Annotated in this window: 14 protein-coding genes and 1 pseudogene; 10 read left to right on the forward strand and 5 right to left on the reverse strand. The window is 59.8% G+C overall.

All coding sequences use genetic code 11. From position 1 onward, the window contains the following. Nucleotides 1-263 precede the first annotated feature (263 nt). From GHN92_RS24385 to GHN92_RS02440, 3 genes and pseudogenes are all read right to left on the reverse strand, one after another. A pseudogene (locus tag GHN92_RS24385) lies at nucleotides 264-560 on the reverse strand (urease subunit beta); the annotation flags it as partial. Between the two features lie 159 nt (nucleotides 561-719). After that, nucleotides 720-1022, reverse strand: coding sequence for an urease subunit gamma (locus GHN92_RS02435; protein ID WP_016781195.1), 303 nt, complete (start codon nucleotides 1020-1022; stop codon nucleotides 720-722). Between the two features lie 431 nt (nucleotides 1023-1453). Beyond that, nucleotides 1454-2554 carry an FUSC family protein gene (locus tag GHN92_RS02440; RefSeq protein WP_095000476.1) on the reverse strand — a complete coding sequence of 367 codons (1101 nt, stop codon included), beginning with the start codon at nucleotides 2552-2554 and terminating at the stop codon, nucleotides 1454-1456. A gap of 315 nt (nucleotides 2555-2869) precedes the next feature. Between GHN92_RS02440 and GHN92_RS02445 the strand changes: the two genes are divergently transcribed. The 8 genes from GHN92_RS02445 to GHN92_RS02480 all read left to right on the forward strand — a co-directional run bounded on the left by GHN92_RS02445 (nucleotide 2870) and on the right by GHN92_RS02480 (nucleotide 13682). Continuing rightward, complete coding sequence (locus GHN92_RS02445; RefSeq protein WP_095018077.1) at nucleotides 2870-3778, forward strand: LysR family transcriptional regulator; 909 nt, start codon at nucleotides 2870-2872, stop codon at nucleotides 3776-3778. Between the two features lie 218 nt (nucleotides 3779-3996). Then, nucleotides 3997-5535 carry an MFS transporter gene (locus GHN92_RS02450; RefSeq protein WP_178102586.1) on the forward strand — a complete coding sequence of 513 codons (1539 nt, stop codon included), beginning with the start codon at nucleotides 3997-3999 and terminating at the stop codon, nucleotides 5533-5535. Then, nucleotides 5532-6596: an HlyD family secretion protein gene (locus GHN92_RS02455; RefSeq protein WP_153379289.1), complete on the forward strand. Its 1065-nt coding sequence runs from the start codon at nucleotides 5532-5534 to the stop codon at nucleotides 6594-6596. Before GHN92_RS02450 ends, GHN92_RS02455 begins: the two co-directional genes overlap by 4 nt. Continuing rightward, entirely contained in the window at nucleotides 6593-8023 is a 1431-nt protein-coding gene (locus GHN92_RS02460; RefSeq protein ID WP_095000472.1) for an efflux transporter outer membrane subunit, read from the forward strand. The genes GHN92_RS02455 and GHN92_RS02460 overlap by 4 nt, the downstream gene beginning before the upstream one ends. Nucleotides 8024-8205: 182 nt before the next feature. After that, nucleotides 8206-9525 carry an MFS transporter gene (locus GHN92_RS02465; protein ID WP_153379291.1) on the forward strand — a complete coding sequence of 440 codons (1320 nt, stop codon included), beginning with the start codon at nucleotides 8206-8208 and terminating at the stop codon, nucleotides 9523-9525. 84 nt (nucleotides 9526-9609) lie between these two features. Continuing rightward, nucleotides 9610-10104 carry a sigma-70 family RNA polymerase sigma factor gene (locus GHN92_RS02470; protein ID WP_095000470.1) on the forward strand — a complete coding sequence of 165 codons (495 nt, stop codon included), beginning with the start codon at nucleotides 9610-9612 and terminating at the stop codon, nucleotides 10102-10104. Nucleotides 10105-10127: 23 nt separating this feature from the next. Then, nucleotides 10128-11105, forward strand: coding sequence for a FecR family protein (locus GHN92_RS02475; protein ID WP_153379293.1), 978 nt, complete (start codon nucleotides 10128-10130; stop codon nucleotides 11103-11105). A 228-nt stretch (nucleotides 11106-11333) separates the two neighbouring features. Then, complete coding sequence (locus tag GHN92_RS02480; RefSeq protein ID WP_232527615.1) at nucleotides 11334-13682, forward strand: TonB-dependent receptor; 2349 nt, start codon at nucleotides 11334-11336, stop codon at nucleotides 13680-13682. A 114-nt stretch (nucleotides 13683-13796) separates the two neighbouring features. On the opposite strand, the gene GHN92_RS02485 is transcribed toward GHN92_RS02480, so the two are convergent. Further along, nucleotides 13797-14948: an MFS transporter gene (locus tag GHN92_RS02485; RefSeq protein ID WP_095000468.1), complete on the reverse strand. Its 1152-nt coding sequence runs from the start codon at nucleotides 14946-14948 to the stop codon at nucleotides 13797-13799. A 146-nt stretch (nucleotides 14949-15094) separates the two neighbouring features. Between GHN92_RS02485 and GHN92_RS02490 the strand changes: the two genes are divergently transcribed. Next, complete coding sequence (locus tag GHN92_RS02490; RefSeq protein ID WP_095024768.1) at nucleotides 15095-15517, forward strand: RidA family protein; 423 nt, start codon at nucleotides 15095-15097, stop codon at nucleotides 15515-15517. A 113-nt stretch (nucleotides 15518-15630) separates the two neighbouring features. Here the strand turns inward: GHN92_RS02490 and uvrB are convergent, their stop codons facing one another. After that, nucleotides 15631-17646, reverse strand: a complete 2016-nt coding sequence (gene uvrB, locus GHN92_RS02495) for an excinuclease ABC subunit UvrB (RefSeq protein WP_095020062.1) — start codon at nucleotides 17644-17646, stop codon at nucleotides 15631-15633. A 323-nt stretch (nucleotides 17647-17969) separates the two neighbouring features. Between uvrB and GHN92_RS02500 the strand changes: the two genes are divergently transcribed. Further along, on the forward strand, nucleotides 17970-19166 hold the full coding sequence (locus tag GHN92_RS02500) for an amino acid aminotransferase (protein WP_095023547.1): 1197 nt from the start codon (nucleotides 17970-17972) through the stop codon (nucleotides 19164-19166). Nucleotides 19167-19197 lie beyond the last annotated feature (31 nt).

A 19197-nucleotide genomic window follows, 5' to 3' on the forward strand; every position in this document is an offset into this window, starting at 1 on the left:
GCAACAAGTTTTGCGGCGATGGTCTCATTGGCCTGCGCTATGCGGTGCTTGCGACAATACTTTACGTACAGAGCCTAATGCCGCGCGAGCGTCAATGGTTCAACGGCGCGAGTGCAAAGTATGAGAATGCGTGGTTACTTGTCGTTGACGGGCTTGGACGGCTTGGCCGGCTCGGAGAACTTGAAGCCGCGATCGACTGCGCGCTGGATGGCCTGCAGTTTTTCCGGGCGCTCATGGTTGCTGGTGAGCTTGTCCGGTACCCAGCCATCGACCAGGTTGTTGAAGCCGTAAAGCGTTTGCTTGCCACCGTAGGGGATCAACGGCACTTCGATTTCGTCGCCCGGCTCGAAGCGGATGGCTGTGGTGGCCGTGATGTTCAGGCGCTTGCCAAAGGCGGCGGCGCGGTCGAATTCCAGGGCACGGTTGACTTCAAAGAAGTGAAAGTGCGAGCCGATCTGGATCGGACGGTCACCGGTGTTGCGCACCTTTACCTTGGTGACGGGGCGGTCTTCGTTAAAGGTGATGGGCGTGCTGGCGTAAATCGTGCCGCCCAGAGGCACATCGGCTTCATTGCCCTTGCTGACGCCACCGGGGTTCTTGGCGTGGGGGATGCTGTGGTTCGGGTGAGTATCCTGGTGCGGGCCTGCTGTCTCTTTGGTGCTCATGACTGATTCCTCAAAACGTGAAAGTTTTGCGTTTACCGGGTTTAAAGCAGACGGTTACTTGATCGGGTCGTGGACCGTGACCAGACGACTGCCGTCGGTGAAAATCGCTTCAACCTGAACGTTGGGAATAAGGTCGCTGACGCCTTCCATCACGTCATCCTTGGTGAGTACTTTGCTGGCCTCGGTCATCACATCCTCAACCGACTTGCCATCGCGTGCGCCTTCCAGGGCGGTCACGGTGATAATTGAAACAGCCTCTGGATAGTTCAATTTCAAGCCGCGAGCCTTGCGCCGGAATGCGACGTCCGACAGGGTGTAAACCATCAGCTTTTCGACTTCTCTGGGGGTGAGCTGCATAAGCCCTCCTATCTACAGTGCGGTAAGAATTAACGTTCTGGAGTGCCGCTCAGGCGTGCGCGCATGCAAAACACTCCACACGATGGGTACGTGTGAAGGCGGGTTGACGTGTGAGTGGGGTTTTTTAATGCCTGTTGTCGTTTCATAAGCTCAACCGTTCAAATCCATTAATACGGGTGCGAGCAGAGCCTAGACCATAATTTCAGGCAGGCCAGGTGTTGCAGGCGTGCGGGTCAGAGGCTGTTGACACGAAATGAAATCCAAGGATTTGTTAAAAACTTCATATAAAACAATTTGTTATATGTTTTGAGTTTGTGGTTTAAGCGTCGTTAATCGCTGAAAATTCCATGTTTATGTACGAAGAATCTTCATCTTTAGTGCGATAAGTCATCTAAATGAGTCGGATGTAACTTTTTGCTGTGGGTGTTACGTTATTTTTCGTCGGGCAACTTGTCGTTTTTAAACAAATGCCGATGGCCGCAGTGGTACAGCGCGGCATGCAACTGGTCATTGAGTTCGGTCAATTGCCTGAGCATCTCCAGGCTTAGCCAGACATAGGCATAAAAGGGTGTCTCGGTGATCTTGCCGTCCAGGCTCTTGAGCACAAGCTCCTTGAGATCGTGGGCTTTCTGGCGCAGTTCGCCGCTGATCTGGTTGTTGGAAATGCCCATACACAGCTTGTTCTGCAGCGATTCGAGCGCTTGCGGGATCAACTGGTGCAGACCGTTCAAGGCGGGCTCGCTTTCGATCAGCAGGTGGCTTTCCCGTGATGACCAATACGCATCGATCATCAGGCTCATGGTGGCCAGCAGGTTGCGGTGCAGGGTTTGCAGGGACTCGAACACTTGTGGCTTGAGGTTGCTTTCGTTGCTGGCAGGGGTGATGTAGTTGCGCAACTTGATGACCGCGTCCAGTTCGTTCTTCAGTTGATCATCCAGATTGGGGCGTTCGGGGATTCGCGGGGAGAAGTATTGCGAGTACAGGGTATTGATCTTGCCCAGGCTCTCGCTGAACTTGATCCGCAGGTCGGTATAGGCCCGCTGTGGGTAAATGCTGGTGTAGAGCATGGCCAACAAAGAACCTGCCAGCACATAGCCGCTGCGGGTGAGTGCCGACTCCATGTCATTGGGCGGGGCGCAGCTGACCACCGCCAGGGTTGCTCCGATCAGCAGGGCCATATAGGGGTGTTTGCCCAGGGTCAGGTAGCCGGCAATAAACATCATCACCGCGCACCAGAGCAGCATCAGGCTAAAAGAGTGCATCTCCAGATACAGCGCCACCAGCCCGGACAGCGCGCCCAGTACTGTGCCGCCGGTACGCTGCAGGGCCCGGGAGAATACGTTGCCCCAGTAGGGCTGTGGTCCCATGACAATGAGCATGGTGATCAGGGCATAGGAGGCGCCGTCGAGCTTGAAGAAGCGGATGACAACAAAGGTAATCAGGAACGCCAGGCTGATGCGGGTGGCGTGGATCCAGCGGTAATTTTTGCAGACCAACTGTTCCAGATTCGAAATCTTTTTACCCAGCCGCATAAAGTCCCCAATTGCTGTAGTGGATTGGGCTGGCAGCGTAGTTCAGGTCTGGCGGGTCCACCACTGGGGATGGCTCTATCGTGGGGCAGGAAAAGCGGCAGGCGTAAAAAAGGCCATTACCATCATGGGGATCCGGTAATGGCCAAAAATCTCAACCAAAGAGAGCGTCAGGCGCAAACCTGACGAGCGGCAATGTATCAATGCCACTCTTAGTTAGCTAGCTAAGAGTGAGCGAAACTGTTTTACCTGCTGCGCAACAATGGTGCATTGCTGGTTGGCTAGGCAGGGGGAGCGTTAGCCGATACCCTTTGCTCCATGCAAATACCTGACTTGAATCTACTGGTTACCTTGAATGTCTTGCTCGAAGAGGGCTCTGTGGTGGGTGCTGCCCGACGCATGAACCTGAGTGCCCCGGCCATGAGTCGCACCCTGACCCGGATTCGCGAGGTATTGAACGACCCCATTCTGGTGCGTTCAGGGCGTGGCCTGGTGCCCACGCCCCGTGCACTGGAGTTGCGTGAACAGGTGCGCGGTGTGGTGGAGCTGGCGCACGGGGTGTTCACCCAGAGCCAGAACAGTGATTTGCGTGAGCTGGAGCGTACGTTCAGCATTCGCGCCAATGACGTGTTTTTTGGTGTGTATGGCGCAGCACTGCGCCAGCAAATGGCCCTGGAGATGCCCAAGGCTACGTTGCGGGTGGTACCTGAGGGTTTTACTGATGACGAGGCACTGAATGAAGGTCGCATTGACCTGACTATCTGCGCCACTAACCGCTTCAGCCCGGATATCAAGGTCCAGAGGCTGTTTACCTGTCCGTTTGTGGGGTTGGCACGGGAAGGGCATCCGATTTTCGATGAGCCCGTTACGGCCCGGCGCTTTGCCAGTTTTGACCACATCAGTGTGTCCCGCAGGGGCCATGCCCGCGGGCCGATTGATGCGCTGCTGGCCGAACTGGGGCTGGAGCGTCGGGTGTCGTTTACCACGCCGACGTTCTACTCGGCGATTTTTGCCCTGGCAGGGGAGGATCTGATCCTGCCGCTGATGCCCCAGGTGCTGCTCAAAAACCTGGAGCCACTGGGCCTCAAACTGCGCCCGTTCGAGCTGCCGATCACCCTGCAGCCGGTGGATATTGTCCAGGCCTGGCATCCGCGGCTGGATAACGACCATGCCCACCGCTGGCTGCGTCGTACCCTCAAGACCTTTTGCGACAACGCGGTGATTTGACCGCAACCTCTGTAGCCGCTGCCGAAGGAACGAGGCAGCTGCTACGGGGAGGGAGTCAACATTACAATGGTTGCGTCTGACGCACTCCACAGTTAGTTATTTATCAATTTTTATAGCTATGCCGGCTGATTAAACTTTCTGTCATCTATCAAGACGACGGAGTCAGCCATGTATTGGCGGTTTGACCATGGGCGCAGTCTGGCGCCTGGAGCTGCGCTGTGACGGCGCTGGTTGCGGGTGCTGTGGCTCCCACCCCGGCCCCGGCCAGGAGTGCGGCGTTTGGCCTGCGGATTTTTACCGGTCTGCTGGGCGTTTTGCTGGCCGTGCTGGTGTCGGGGTTCAACGAAAATGTCACCAAGGTGGCCATGCCCGATATCCGCGGGGCGATGGGTATCGGTTATGACGAAAGCACCTGGCTGCTGGCGGTGTATTCGGCCACGTCCATCAGTGCCATGGCCTTTGCGCCGTGGTGTGCAGCCACCTTTTCCCTGCGCCGTTTTACCCTGTGTGCCATCGGCGCCTTTTTACTGTTGGGCATTCTTTGCCCTCTGGCTCCGAATGTTGATGCGCTGATGCTGCTGCGCACCTTGCAAGGCTTTGCCGGTGGGGCCTTGCCGCCGATGTTGATGTCAGTGGCGTTGCGCTTCCTGCCGCCGGGCATTCGCCTGTATGGCCTGGGCAGTTATGCGCTGACGGCCACTTTCGGGCCCAGCTTCGGCACGCCGTTATCGGCCTGGTGGGTGGAGTACGCCGGGTGGCAATGGGCGTTCTGGCAAATCATCCCCCTGGGCCTGTTGTCGATGGCCTGCGTGGCCTGGGGCTTGCCGCAAGACCCGTTGCGTCTGGAGCGTTTCAAGCAGTTTGACTGGCGCGGCCTGCTCCTGGGTTTGCCGGGGTTGATCATGCTGGTACTGGCGCTGGAGCTGGGTCAGCGCCTGAACTGGTTCGAGTCGCCGATGATCCGTTTTTTTATCGTCGCCGGCACGGCCCTGATGGTGCTGTTCTTTATCAATGAGTGGTCCCATCCGCTGCCGTTTTTCAAGCTGCAACTGCTGAAAATCCGCAATCTTGCCCATGCATTGTTGACGCTGGGCGGGGTGTTGTTTGTGTTGCTGGCAGTGATCAATATTCCGTCCAGTTACCTCGCTCAGGTGCAGGGCTATCGCCCCCTCGAAACCGCGCCGGTGATGTTGCTGGTGGCCTTGCCGCAATTGATTGCGCTGCCACTGGTCGTTGCGTTGTGCAATCTGCGCTGGGTCGATTGTCGCTGGGTGCTGGCCATTGGTCTGGGGTTGCTGGCGCTGGCCTGCGGCATCGGTTCGCAAGTTACCTCGGTGTGGAACCGGGAAAATTTTTACAGCTTGCAGGCGATACAGATCATCGCCCAGCCCATGGCAGTGATTCCTCTGCTGATGCTCGCCACCGGCGGCCTGAACCCGGCGGATGGCCCGTTTGCATCGGCCTGGTTCAACACCGTCAAAGGGTTTTCGGCGGTGGCAGCAAGCAGTGTGCTGGGGGTGCTGACGCTCAATCGCGAGCACTATCACTCAACCATGTTGCTCGATCGGCTGGGCAACTCGCCGCTGGTCAATTCCGGCACAGACCTGGCGCGCCGGGTTCATCAGCAGGCCGTGGTGCTGACCAGTTCCGATCTTTATCTGTACATGGCCGTCCTGGCGCTTTTTCTGATTGTGTTAATTCCTTTTGGCCCCACGCGGATCTACGCGCCGGGCACAGCTGCTGGAGTTGTGAAATGAGTACAACAAACGGGCGCAAGCCCTGGGTTCTGGTCGGCGCAGTCGCGTTGGCAGTGATCGTGCTGTACGGGTTGTGGCGGTTGGTCTTTGCCACGGGCACCGTGCAGAACACCAATGATGCCTTTGTCAGCGCCGATTACACCTTGATTGCGCCAAAAGTGGCGGGGTTTATCGACGAGGTGCTGGTGCAGGATAACCAGCCGGTCAAGGCCGGTCAGTTGCTGGCGCGGATCGATCCGCAGGACTACCGCGCTGCCGTGCAGGCTGCGCAAGCCAGCGTGGCGACGGCACAGGCACAACGGGTCAATGCCCTGGCGATGCTGGAACGCCAGCGTTCGTTGATCGAGCAGGCCAAGGCCACGGTCGATGCGGATCTGGCGCAAGTCGAATTTGCCGAGCATGAGTTGCAGCGTTATCAGCATCTGGCCGGGCAGGGCGCAGGCACGCTGCAGAACTCCCAGCAGGCGAAAAACCGTTCGCTCACCGCGCGTGCCGAGTTGGCACAGCACAAGGCTGCACTGGAAGCTGCTCGCCAGCAAACCCGGGTGCTGGCCGCCCGGGCTACGGCCGCGCAAGCCTCGGTGCAGTATGCCGAGGCCTTACTGGCACGGGCCGATCTGGACTTGTCGCATACACAACTGCTGGCACCGTTTGACGGTGTGGTGGGGCGTCGCAGTGTGCGCCTTGGCGCTTACGTCAAACCCGGCGACACCGTGCTGGCGGTGGTGCCGCTGGCCGACGCCTATGTGGTGGCCAACTTTCTCGAGCACCAGCTCACCCACATGCAGGCAGGGCAGCGTGTGACGATCAAGGTCGACAGTTTTCCGGGGCAGACCCTGCAAGGCACCGTGGACAGCATCGCCCCGGCCACGGGGGTGACGTTCTCGGCGATTGCTCCGGATAACGCCACGGGCAACTTCACCAAAGTGGCGCAACGTATTGCGGTGAAAGTCACTCTGGATCACGGGCAGTTACTGGCCAGCCAATTGCGCCTGGGGATGTCGGTGGATGCCTCCATCGACACGGCAATGGCTCACGATCAGCAGGTCAGCACTCGATGAACAAAACTGCAGTGGCCCTGGCTGTGGCCTGTTACAGCGTACTGAGCCTGAGTGGTTGCGTGGTCGGCCCGGACTTCAAGGCTCCCGTGCCCAAGTTGCCTGCGAACTGGGCGTCGGTACCCACTGAGGCGGGGCACAACCATGCGCTGCAAACAGCGGTGGACCTGCACTGGTGGGACCGTTTCGGCGACAGGCAATTGTCGGCGCTGGTGCGCGAGGCGCAGCAGCGCAACTTTGATGTGCAACTGGCTGCAAGCCGCTTGCAACAAAGCCTGGCTATCCGCCGTCAGATCAACGCCGACACCTTGCCCGAGGTCGGTGCAACGGCGGCTTACAGTCGGAGCCGTAACAGCCAGAAAGGTTTGAGTGACCCTTCCGGGCACAGTGGCAAGCAGGCTTTCAACCTGTGGAATGGTGGCCTTGGGTTCAGTTGGGAGGCTGACCTCTGGGGCCGGGTCAAGCGTTCGGTGGAAGCGGCTGATGCCTCGGTACAAGTGGCGGTGCAGGACCGTAACGCGGTGCAACTGTTGGTGATCGTGCAGACCGCGCAGCACTATATTCAGTTGCGCGGCACTCAGCAGGCATTGGCCGTGGTGGAGCAAAACCTGCAAATCGCCCGCCGCAGCCTGGAACTGACCCGGTTGCAGCTGCGGGAGGGCGTGGCTACGGATTTGCAGGTGTCTGAAGCTGGCGCCCAAGTGGCCGAGATCGAAGCACGTCAGGCCCCCTTGCAGCAACGCAGTGCACAGTTGATCAATGCTCTCGGCTTGCTGCTGGCCCGCGAGCCAAGAGCCTTGCAGGCGCAATTGAGCGCAGCGGCAGGGGTGCCGGCCTATGGCGCCGATGTGCCGATCGGTCTGCCCAGCGAATTGGCGCAACGGCGGCCCGATATTCGTCGTGCCGAGGCCCGATTGCATGCAGCCACTGCAGCGATCGGCATGGCCGAGGCGGACTTCTATCCGCGGATTACCCTGTCCGGCAGTATCGGTTTTCAAGCCACGCAGCTGTCGGATCTGGGCAGTTGGGGCTCGCGCAATTTTGCATTCGGCCCGGGCTTGAGCGTACCGGTGTTCGAGGGCGGGCGTTTGCAGGGGGCCTTGCAGTTGCAGGAAGGGCGCCAGCAGGAGGCGGGCATTGCCTACCAGCAAACCGTATTGCGCGCCTGGCATGAGGTGGACGATACGCTGGTGGCGTATCAGGCCAGCCAGCGCCGGCGCGACAGCCTGCAGCAGGCGGTGATGCATAGCCAGCGGGCGCTGGACAGCGTGCACCAGCAATATGCCCAGGGTACGGTGGACTTTCTCAACGTACTCACGGTGCAAAACGCGTTGCTGGCCAACGAAGCGGCGCTGGTGGACAGCACTGCGCAGGTCTCGTTGTCCCTGGTGGATGTGTTTGCGGCGCTGGGTGGGGGGTGGCAGGGCTAGCTGCTTGCAGATTCTGGTGGGAGCGGGCGCATTGACGAAGTTATCCCGGCAAACCGCAGTGCCGGCATCGCAGGCAAGCCAGCTCCCTCAGGTAATGAGTGATTGCCCACAGGTTTTGCTATGCTCGCGCCTTCGACCGCAAACGCCAATATAGGCGTGCCCCGTTCATATTGAGCCTATTTATGTCTGCCGATACCCAAGCCACAACGGTGCGTTTTTCCCGTTCCGACTACAGAGCCCTGGGCCTTGCTGCCCTGGGCGGGGCGCTGGAGATCTACGATTTTATCATTTTCGTGTTCTTTGCCCTGACCCTCAGCCAGCTGTTTTTCCCCCCGGACATGCCCGAATGGCTGCGTCTGCTGCAAAGCTTCGGGATTTTTGTGACCGGCTATCTGGCGCGTCCGCTGGGCGGGATTCTGATGGCGCATTTTGCCGATCACCTGGGGCGCAAACGGGTATTCAGCCTGAGCATCCTGATGATGGCGCTGCCCTGCCTGCTGATCGGCATCATGCCCACTTACGCCGAAATCGGTTACTTCGCCCCGCTGATCCTGCTGGCCCTGCGCATCCTGCAGGGCGCAGCGGTCGGTGGCGAAGTACCCAGTGCCTGGGTGTTTGTGGCCGAACATGCGCCGGCCGGTCGCCGCGGCTTTGCCCTTGGTTTTTTGCAGGCCGGGCTGACTTTTGGTTACTTGATCGGGGCCTTGACCGCCACACTGCTGGCACAGCTGTTTACCCCGGCAGAAATCCTCGATTACGCCTGGCGCTTTCCGTTCCTGCTCGGTGGCGTGTTCGGGGTGATTGGCGTGTGGTTGCGCCGTTGGCTCAGTGAAACGCCGGTGTTTCTGGCCCTGCGTGAACGCAAAGAGGGCCGGGCCGAGTTCCCCTTGCGCACAGTATTGCGCGAGCACCGAGCTTCATTGCTGCCGGCAGCGCTGCTGACCTGCGTGCTCACCAGTGCCGTTGTGGTGTTTGTGGTTATCACGCCGACCGTGATGCAGCAGCGCTTCGGCATGGCTGCCAGCCATACCTTTGCGTTGAGCAGCCTGGGTATCGTATTTTTGAATATAGGCTGTGTGCTGGCCGGGTTGATCGTTGACCGTATCGGCGTATGGCGCAGCATCGCACTGTACAGTCTGCTGCTGCCGCTGGGCATTGGCGTGTTGTATGCCAGCCTGGTCGGGGAGTGGGTTTTGCCCGGCCTGGCCTATGCGTTCGCCGGCTTGACCTGCGGGATTGTCGGGGTGGTGCCGTCGGTGATGGTCGGACTGTTCCCGGCCCCGATCCGGGTTTCGGGGATTTCCTTTACCTATAATATCGCCTATGCGCTTTGGGCAAGTACCACGCCGTTGCTGCTGATCGCGCTGATGCCGTGGAGTCCCTGGGTGTGCCTGGGGTTTTGTGCGCTGATGGGGCTGGTGGGCCTGTCAACTGCATGGCGTTACGGTTTCAGCGGTGTTACAGCGGTTGAGAGGCGTTTGCTGGCCAAGGCCGAAATGTAGTGCGAAGACCTTCTGTCATCCGGGTGATTGCTGGCTCTAATAGGAAGCATTACTATTCGCGCCCCACCTGTGCAGTCCTGTGCGATGACTCAGAAAGTGCCCCGTAGAACGGGCTTCTTTGAACACTACGAAGAGTTGATCGGCACCTGGACCCGGCGCCTGCGCAATCGGCAGCAGGCGCAAGACCTGGCCCATGACACCTTTGTCCGCGTGCTTGAATCCAACCCGGATGCGGTTGAGCAGCCACGCGCCTATTTGCATCAGACTGCACGCAATATTGCGGTAGACGGTTTTCGCCGCCAGGAGTTACGCGACGCCAAGGAGCTGGCTGCCGTTCCCCCAAGTTCGTCGCAAACCGGCGATCCGGAGCAGTATATGCGCGCTATCCAGTTGGCTGAGTCGGTCGAAAGGGCTTTGCAGGAACTGCCGCTCAATTGTCGCAAGGTTTTCGTCTGGCAGAAAATCGAAGGCCTGACCCAGGCCGAGATTGCCGAACGCCTGGGGCTGTCCAGGAACATGGTGGAAAAGTATATGATCCGCACCCTGCGCCATCTGCGTGAACGGGTGGAGGCGCCGTGATGACATCGGTAAAGGATTGCAGGATGGATACACGAGACTGTACCTGTGGCAGCGCCAACGTGCGTGATGCGGCGGCCACCTGGTTTACCCGGGTGCAAGCACAAACCCTGGGTGCGTGCGAGCAGGCCGAGTTTGAAGCCTGGCGTACGCAGCATGCCAGCCATGAGGCGGAGTATCAGTGGCTGGCCAGCCTGTGGTCAGCCGCCGATCTCTTGCCCCGGGCCCGCATGCGGGCGCTGTGTGAAGTGCCGGTGGCGAAGCCGACACGCCTTTCGTTACTGGCTTGCGGGCTGGCCGCAGGTATTGTGGCCGTGGCGGCGGGGGCGGGTGTATGGATGCAACTGCAGTCGTCGGCGGGTTATCACGCCGAATTTGCCACGGTGTTGGGAGAGCAGCGCACCCTTGATTTGCCTGATGGCTCGAGCATTGAACTCAATGGTCGCAGCCGTGTGCGCGTCAGCTTTGCGCGTGAGCAGCGCAATGTTGAACTGGAGCAGGGCGAAGCCATGTTCAGTGTGGCCCATGATCCGGAGCGGCCATTTGTGGTGCAGGCCGGGGCCGGCAGGGTAACGGTGACCGGTACCCGTTTTGATGTGCTGCGCGAAGCCGAGCAGACGCGGGTTGCGGTGGAATCAGGGCATGTGCGGGTCCAGGGAGGCCATCCGGATGCACAGGTCAACCTGACTGCCGGGTTGGGTACCGTGGTCGATGCCCGGGGCCATGTGGCGGCCGCGCAGGCAGTCAATACCGGGACGCTGACGGCCTGGCGCAAGGGGCAACTGGTATTTGAAGATGCCAGTCTGGGCGAGGTGGCCGCCGAGGTCTCGCGCTATCGCGACAAGCCGCTGCACGTCAGCACCCCAGCGCTGGCGCAAATGCGGCTTTCCAGCGTATTCAAAACCGATGACACCGATGCCCTGCTCAAGGCGTTGCCGCAGATCCTCCCGGTGGCTATCAAAACCCGCGCAGATGGCAGCCAGGAGATCATTGCCAGAAAATAATTGCGCTGGGGATTCAGGTTTTTTTCGAGTTCTTCGTCTTCTTGATCAACTGCAACTGGTTTGTATTAACAGTTGCACTCAAGTGCGATCCATAGGGCAAGACTCGACGTGAAAAACAACAATCTTCGTGGGCGACTATCCTCGCTTGAAACACCCCTGAGCATTCCATCTTCTGTCGCCCGGACGCGCCTGCTACCGCTGGCTTTGGCCCTGGCGGTGAGCGCGGCAATGCCCTGTGCTTTTGCTGGCGAATCTGCGCCGGCTGTGATCCATATTCAATCTCAGCCCCTGGGCTCGGCCCTGAGCCAACTGGCGCAGCAAACGGCATTGCAAGTGTTTTTCAGCCCGCAGCTGGTGGCTGGCAAGCAGGCTCCGGCGGTGAATGGCAACCTGTCGCCAGAACAGGCGCTGGCCCGACTGCTGCAGGACAGTGGCTTGAGCTACGAGCTTGACGGTGATGCTGTAACCCTGCGTGCGGCGCCCACGGTCAGTGCTGCTGCGCCAGCGTCCGGGCCGCTGGAACTGGGGCCGGTGGATGTAAAGGTGGTCGGCAACTGGCTGAGCGATGCCAATGACGCGGTGGTGCAGAACCACCCGGGGGCGCGGACAGTGGTGCGTCGCGAAGCGATGGTCGAGCAGGGCACGATGAACGTCAGTGATGCCCTCAAGCGTATCCCGGGTGTTCAGGTGCAGGAGTCCAACGGCACGGGCGGCAGTGATATCTCGCTGAACGTGGGGGTGCGGGGTTTGACGTCGCGTCTGTCACCGCGCTCCACCGTCCTGATTGACGGTATTCCGGCAGCGTTTGCACCCTACGGCCAGCCACAATTGTCGATGGCACCGATTTCATCGGGCAACCTGGACAGCATCGACGTGGTGCGGGGTGCCGGCTCGGTGCGCTACGGGCCGCAAAACGTGGGCGGGGTGATCAACTTTGTGACCCGGGCCATCCCCGAGACCTTCCAGGGCGAGGTCGGCACAACCCTGGAAACCTCCGAGCGTGGTGGCTGGAAACATATTGAATCGGCATTTCTCGGCGGCACGGCGGACAACGGTATCGGTGCTGCATTGCTGTATTCCGGAGTCAAGGGTGATGGCTATCGCGCGCGCAACAACGACAACGATATCGATGACGTCTTGCTCAAGACCCACTGGGCACCCACCGACCAGGATGATTTCACCCTCAATTTCCACTACTACGACGCCACCGCGGACATGCCCGGTGGCCTGACCCAAAAGCAGTTTGACGCTGACCCGTACCAGTCGCTGCGTGACTACGACAACTTTACCGGGCGACGCAAGGATGTGTCCTTCAAGTACCTGCGTCAGATCGACGACCAGACCCAGTTTGAAGTCCTGACCTATTACACCGACAGCTTCCGTGGCAGCAACATTGCAGCCCGCAATCTGCAAACCCTGGCTTCGTATCCGCGCAGTTACCACACCTTCGGTATCGAGCCGCGGGTGTCCCATGTGTTCACCCTGGGGCCGGTCACGCAGGAAGTGGGGCTGGGCTATCGCTACCTCAAAGAGGCGATGCATGAAGAGGCCAGCCAGGTGTACCTGGTCAATAACGTGCCTGTGCCGGGGCCCGGGGCAGACGGTCATGTGTATCAGGATCGCACAGGTGGCACCGAGGCCAACGCGTTCTATATCGATGACAAGATCGATGTGGGCAACTGGACGGTCACCCCGGGTATCCGCTTTGAGCGGATCAGCACCAACTGGCACGACCGCCCGGTACTGGGCAATAACGGCAAACCAGTGCAGGAAAAAAACCGCAGCATCGACAGCAGCGAAGCACTGCCGGCCCTGAGCGTGATGTATCACCTGTCGGACGCGTGGAAACTGTTTGCCAACTACGAGACCTCGTTCGGCAGCCTGCAGTACTTCCAGCTGGGCCAGGGCGGTGTCGGCGATGCGACCGCAGCGGGTTTGCGTCCTGAAAAGGCCAAGACCTATGAGCTGGGTACGCGTTACGACAATGGTGTGTGGGGCGGTGAAGTGACGCTGTTCTACATCGACTTTGCCGACGAGCTGCAATATGTGAGCAACGATGTGGGCTGGACCAATCTGGGCGCGACCAGGCACCAGGGTATCGAGACCTCGGTTCACTACGATATGTCGGCACTGGACGCACGCCTTGACGGCCTGTCGGTCAATGCGGGCTTTACCTACACCAAGGCGACGTCCGAGGGTGACATCCCGAACTTCAAAGGGCGTGATCTGCCGCTGTATTCGCGCCAGGTAGTCAACCTCGGGGCGCGTTACGTGGTCAACCGCTGGACCTACAACCTGGACATGTTTGCCCAGTCCCAGCAGCACGCGCCGGGCACTGGCGGGGTGTACATCACTGATCCGACCCCGGATGGCCAGTACGGCGATATTCCTGGGTATGCGACCTGGAGCACCCGAGTCGGTTACGACTTCGGCCCTGAAGCGTCAAACCTGAAAGTGGGAGCGGGGATCAAGAACCTGTTCAACCAGGAGTACTACACCCGCTCCAGCGACAACAACGCGGGGATTTACCTTGGCGAGCCGCGTACGTTCTTTGTGCAGGCGAGTGTTGGTTTTTAAGCCAAAATGACCCTCTCCCGGAGGGAGAGGGGACTAAAAGCAGAAGCAAATTTGTGCAACACCACCCATCGGCCCCCTCTACCGCCGGGAGAGGGCTGGGGTGAGGGGCTCGCTCTAAACCCGCAAAATCCGCCCGCTGATGGCTACGGCTATCAGCATGGCGGTGATCAGCAAAAAGGCCGCGCCCAGGCTGCTGGCATGGGCAATAAAGCCGATGGCCGCAGGCCCTGCCAGAATCCCCGCATACCCCAGGGTGGTAATGGCTGGCACGGCGATATGTTCCGGCATTACGGTCTGTTTGCCCACGGCGGTGTACAGCACCGGCACGATATTCGAACACCCTGCGCCCACCAGCGCATAACCGAGCAATGCTGACTCCCAGTTCGGTGCCAGGGTTGCCAGGGCCATGCCCGCGGCGGCAAACAACCCACCCAGGACAATCACCAGCCGCGCACCCAGACGCTTGACGATGGTATCGCCCATCAGTCGGCCCGCGGTCATGGTCAAGGCAAACGCGGCATAACCCAGCCCGGCATAGGCATCGCCAATGCCTTTCTCGGAGGTCAGGAATACGGCGCTCCAGTCGAGCATTGCGCCTTCGGCCAGGAACACGGTAAAGCACAGCAAGCCGATAAAGAGCACCACGCCGTGGGGCACGGCAAACGCCGGACCGTTGCTTTCGCTGCCATAAGGCAGCAGGTGCGGAGCAGCCTTGAGCAGGGCTGCGAGGATCAATGCAATCACCACCACAATCGCCCACAGCGGCGTCAGGCCCAGCGCCAGCAGGGCGCTGACCCCGGCCGCACCGGCAATTCCGCCGACACTGAACAGCCCATGAAAACCCGACATCATGGTGCGCCCGCTGGCACGCTCGACGATCACGGCCTGCAAGTTGACGGTGGAGTCGACGGCGCCGAGCCCAGCGCCAAACAAGAACAGTGTGGCGATCAGTAGCGGTATGGCACTGACCGTCGCCAGCAGTGGCAGCGCGAGGCAGATCAACAGCGTGCCGCCCACCAGCACCCGGCGGCAGCCATAACGGCTGGCGAGGATGCCGGCAATGGGCATCGCCAGGATTGAGCCCGCGCCCAGGCACAGCAATAACAAGCCCAAAGTGGCCTCGTCCAGTCCCGCACGGGCTTTGGCGTAGGGCACCAGTGGCGCCCAGGCGGCGAGGCCAAAACCGGCGATGAAAAAGGCAATGCGGGTCGACATTTGTTCGAGGCGCCCCGGCACAAGGGGCATTTGGGTGGTGATGGCAGTCATGGTCATCCTTGGAAAACGGCTTTGGTGCGCTGCGGCGTAACATCCTTGCATATTTGCGGCCTGTGTCGCGAGGGCGCTGGCGTACGGCTTGGCGAGAGTGGTTGAATAGCGCGCTTGCTTATCCCACTGCCACTGGTGCGTATTTTATGGACAAGAATTCTGACTCCGCAGTGCTGTTGCTCAACCCCGTCGGGCTGTATGACCCTGCGCCCAACGGTTACTCCCATGTTGCCCGTGTGGCCGCGAATGTGCGGCTGGTGTACACCGCCGGCCAGGGCGGCGAGAACGCCGACAGTGAGCTGTCGACGGACTTCGCCGAGCAGGTGCGCCAGGCCTTTGCCAACCTGCAGATCGCCCTGGCAGCGGCCGATGCACAGATCAAGGACGTGGCCAAGATCACCGTATTGATCGTGGATCACAGCCTGGAGCGCTTGCAGATTTTGGGCGCCGAAGTGAAGCGGGTATGGGGGGAGCTGCCGGCCCCGGCCTGCACCTTGATCCCGGTGCCGCGCCTGGCGCTGGATGAGATGTTGTTTGAGGTCGAGGCGGTAGCGGCGGTAGCCGTCTGAGAGATTGCCCTGTGGGAGCGGGCTTGCTCGCGATAGAAACGGCGCGGTTTACCTGATACACCGCATCGATCCAATCGCGAGCAAGCCCGCTCCCACAGGGACAATGTGGGGCGTTAAACCTGCAATAACCGCTCGCGCAGTTTGCCGATTTCGTCGCGCATTTGCGCTGCCGCCTCGAACTCGAGATCGCGGGCCAGGGCGTACATTTTTTCTTCCAGTTGGCGAATGCGCTTGCTGATCTCGCTGGGCGAGCGCAGCTCGTTCTCGTACTTGGCGTTTTCTTCCGCGGCCTTGGCCATGCCTTTGCGCTTTTTGCTGCGCGAACCCGGCACCACCGCACCCTCCATGATATCCGCGACATCCTTGAACACGCCTTTGGGCGTAATGCCGTTGGCGAGGTTGAAAGCGATCTGTTTCTCGCGCCGGCGTTCGGTCTCGCCAATGGCGCGTTCCATCGAGCCGGTGATGCGATCAGCGTACAGAATCGCCCGGCCATTGAGGTTACGCGCCGCCCGGCCAATGGTCTGGATCAACGAGCGTTCGGAGCGCAGGAAGCCCTCCTTGTCGGCGTCCAGGATCGCCACCAGCGACACCTCTGGCATGTCCAGCCCTTCACGCAGCAGGTTGATCCCCACCAGCACGTCAAATACGCCCAGGCGCAGATCGCGGATGATTTCGACGCGCTCCACGGTGTCGATATCCGAGTGCAGATAGCGTACCCGCACGCCATGGTCGGCCAGGTAATCGGTGAGGTCTTCGGACATGCGTTTGGTCAGGGTGGTGACCAGTACACGCTCTTCCAGCGCCACGCGCTTGGCAATCTCGGAGAGCAAATCGTCGACCTGGGTGAGGGCCGGACGCACTTCGATCTGCGGATCGACCAGGCCGGTGGGGCGCACCACCTGCTCGACCACGCGGCCCGAATGTTCGGCTTCGTAGTTGCCAGGGGTGGCGGAAACAAAAATGGTCTGCGGGCTGATGCGTTCCCATTCGTCAAAACGCATCGGCCGGTTGTCCAGTGCCGAGGGCAGGCGGAAGCCATATTCCACCAGGGTCTCTTTACGTGAACGGTCGCCTTTGTACATGGCGCCCACTTGCGGCACGCTGACGTGAGACTCGTCGATCACCAGCAGCGCGTCGGCCGGCAGGTAGTCGAACAGGGTCGGTGGCGGGGCCCCGGACTCGCGGCCCGAAAGGTAGCGCGAGTAGTTTTCGATGCCGTTGCAGTAACCCAGCTCCATGATCATTTCCAGATCGAAGCGGGTGCGCTGTTCCAGGCGCTGGGCCTCGACCAGCTTGTTGTTGGACCGCAGGTATTCGAGCCGCTCCTTGAGTTCTTCCTTGATCCCTTCCACGGCGTCGAGCAGGGTTTCGCGCGGTGTCACATAGTGGCTCTTGGGGTAGAAGGTAAAGCGCGGCATCTTGCGGATGACTTCGCCGGTCAGCGGGTCAAAGGCACTGATGCTTTCGACTTCATCATCGAACAGTTCGATGCGCACCGCCTCCAGATCCGATTCGGCAGGATAGATGTCGATCACATCGCCGCGCACGCGGAAGGTGGCGCGGGCAAAGTCCATATCGTTGCGGGTGTATTGCAGATCGGCCAGGCGGCGCAGCAACTCGCGCTGGTCGAGCTTGTCGCCACGGTCGACGTGCAACACCATCTTCAGATAGGTCTCGGGGCTGCCCAGGCCATAAATGCACGACACCGTGGTAACGATGATCGCGTCCTTGCGCTCCAGCAGGGCCTTGGTTGCGGACAGGCGCATCTGCTCGATATGGTCGTTGATCGAGGCATCCTTCTCGATAAAGGTATCGGAGGAGGGCACGTACGCTTCGGGCTGGTAGTAGTCATAGTACGAGACGAAGTACTCCACCGCGTTGTTCGGGAAGAATGACTTGAACTCGCCGTACAGCTGGGCAGCCAGGGTTTTATTGGGCGCCAGCACCAGGGTGGGGCGGTTCACATGGGCGATCACGTTGGCAATGCTGAACGTCTTGCCCGAACCGGTTACCCCGAGCAGGGTCTGGTGCGACAGGCCGGCTTCGATGCCTTCAATCATCTGGCGAATGGCTTCGGGTTGATCGCCTGCGGGCTTGAAGCGGGTAACAAGCTGAAAATCGGGCATGAAGGACCTCAGGGTTTGCTTCTATAAAAGCAGTAGCCTTTATAAGTGCATGCGACTCAGGCCGCAGGAAAAAACAGGATACGGCTAAATATGGAGGTCATGTTCGACTGTTTCAAGGTACAGCTCTGATACGGGCATATCGGCAAAGATTGCAATTAGACCAGTGGCCTGAAAATAAACTCAAATACTTGGGTAAAACCGGCAATAGGCTGTTGCCCGAATCCTGATCGGGCTTATACTTGCTCCCCGTTTGTGCACCGCTCTAGTGCAATCGGCTGGAGCGTTGTCACCCCCTCCATTCCCCATTCAGAGCCGCCGTAATAATGAGCCTGTTCTCCGCTGTCGAAATGGCACCACGCGATCCTATCCTGGGCCTCAACGAAGCATTCAACGCCGATACCCGTACCAGCAAAGTGAACCTGGGGGTTGGTGTTTACTGCAACGAAGAGGGACGAATTCCGCTCTTGCGTGCCGTTGTCGAAGCCGAAACGATCCGGGTTGCCCAGCACGCGTCGCGCGGTTATTTGCCGATCGATGGTATTGCCGCCTACGACCAGGCCGTGCAAAAGCTGTTGTTCGGTGCCGAGTCGCCGTTGCTGGCAGCTGGCCGGGTGATCACCACTCAAGCCGTTGGCGGTACCGGCGCGCTGAAAATCGGTGCTGACTTCCTTAAGCAACTGCAGCCAGGCGCAGTAGTCGCGATCAGCGATCCAAGCTGGGAAAACCACCGTGCACTGTTTGAAGCCGCCGGTTTTCCGGTGCAGAACTACCGTTATTACGACGCCGCCAGCCATGACGTCAACCGTTCCGGCATGCTCGAAGATCTGAATGCCTTGCCGGCCGGCTCCATTGTTGTGCTGCACGCTTGCTGCCACAACCCGACCGGTGTCGACCTGACCCCGGCCGACTGGCAGAACGTGCTGGACGTGGTCAAGGCCAAAGGCCTGATCCCGTTCCTGGACATGGCCTACCAGGGCTTTGGCGACGGCATCGACGAAGACGCAGCAGCAGTACGCCTGTTCGCCGGCTCGGGCCTGAGCTTCTTTGTTTCCAGCTCGTTCTCCAAGTCGTTTTCTCTGTACGGCGAGCGTGTCGGTGCACTGTCGATCATCACCGAATCGAAGGAAGAGAGCGCCCGTGTGCTGTCCCAGGTCAAACGCGTGATCCGTACCAACTACTCCAACCCGCCGACTCACGGTGCAACCATTGCTGCAGCCGTGCTTAACAGCCCTGAGCTGCGTGCGATGTGGGAAGACGAGCTGGCAGAAATGCGCCTGCGCATTCGTGGCATGCGTCTGCAAATGGTTGAGCTGCTGTCGAAAAAGGCTCCTGGGCATGACTTCAGCTTTGTTGCACGTCAGCGTGGCATGTTCTCGTACTCCGGTCTGACCGTTGAACAAGTAACGCGTCTGCGTACCGAATTCGGTATTTATGCCCTTGATACCGGCCGAATCTGCGTGGCTTCTTTGAACCAGCGCAACATTGAGGCGGTAACCGACGCCATTGTTCAGGTCATCTGAATAATGCAGGTAGAAGTCAGCAAAAGTGTTG

Origin of the sequence: Pseudomonas sp. FSL R10-2964, from assembly GCF_009600035.1 — a bacterium.
Lineage (GTDB): Bacteria > Pseudomonadota > Gammaproteobacteria > Pseudomonadales > Pseudomonadaceae > Aquipseudomonas > Aquipseudomonas bubulae.

Coding starts and splice junctions, on each gene's coding strand:
- GHN92_RS02490 (WP_095024768.1), top strand. CDS start 15,095: ATGGACAAGAATTCTGACTCCGCAGTGCTGTTGCTCAACCCCGTCGGG.
- GHN92_RS02465 (WP_153379291.1), top strand. CDS start 8,206: ATGTCTGCCGATACCCAAGCCACAACGGTGCGTTTTTCCCGTTCCGAC.
- GHN92_RS02485 (WP_095000468.1), bottom strand. CDS start 14,948: ATGACTGCCATCACCACCCAAATGCCCCTTGTGCCGGGGCGCCTCGAA.
- GHN92_RS02440 (WP_095000476.1), bottom strand. CDS start 2,554: ATGCGGCTGGGTAAAAAGATTTCGAATCTGGAACAGTTGGTCTGCAAA.
- GHN92_RS02480 (WP_232527615.1), top strand. CDS start 11,334: ATGCCCTGTGCTTTTGCTGGCGAATCTGCGCCGGCTGTGATCCATATT.
- uvrB (WP_095020062.1), bottom strand. CDS start 17,646: ATGCCCGATTTTCAGCTTGTTACCCGCTTCAAGCCCGCAGGCGATCAA.
- GHN92_RS02470 (WP_095000470.1), top strand. CDS start 9,610: ATGACTCAGAAAGTGCCCCGTAGAACGGGCTTCTTTGAACACTACGAA.
- GHN92_RS02445 (WP_095018077.1), top strand. CDS start 2,870: ATGCAAATACCTGACTTGAATCTACTGGTTACCTTGAATGTCTTGCTC.
- GHN92_RS02455 (WP_153379289.1), top strand. CDS start 5,532: ATGAGTACAACAAACGGGCGCAAGCCCTGGGTTCTGGTCGGCGCAGTC.
- GHN92_RS02500 (WP_095023547.1), top strand. CDS start 17,970: ATGAGCCTGTTCTCCGCTGTCGAAATGGCACCACGCGATCCTATCCTG.
- GHN92_RS02460 (WP_095000472.1), top strand. CDS start 6,593: ATGAACAAAACTGCAGTGGCCCTGGCTGTGGCCTGTTACAGCGTACTG.
- GHN92_RS02435 (WP_016781195.1), bottom strand. CDS start 1,022: ATGCAGCTCACCCCCAGAGAAGTCGAAAAGCTGATGGTTTACACCCTG.
- GHN92_RS02475 (WP_153379293.1), top strand. CDS start 10,128: ATGGATACACGAGACTGTACCTGTGGCAGCGCCAACGTGCGTGATGCG.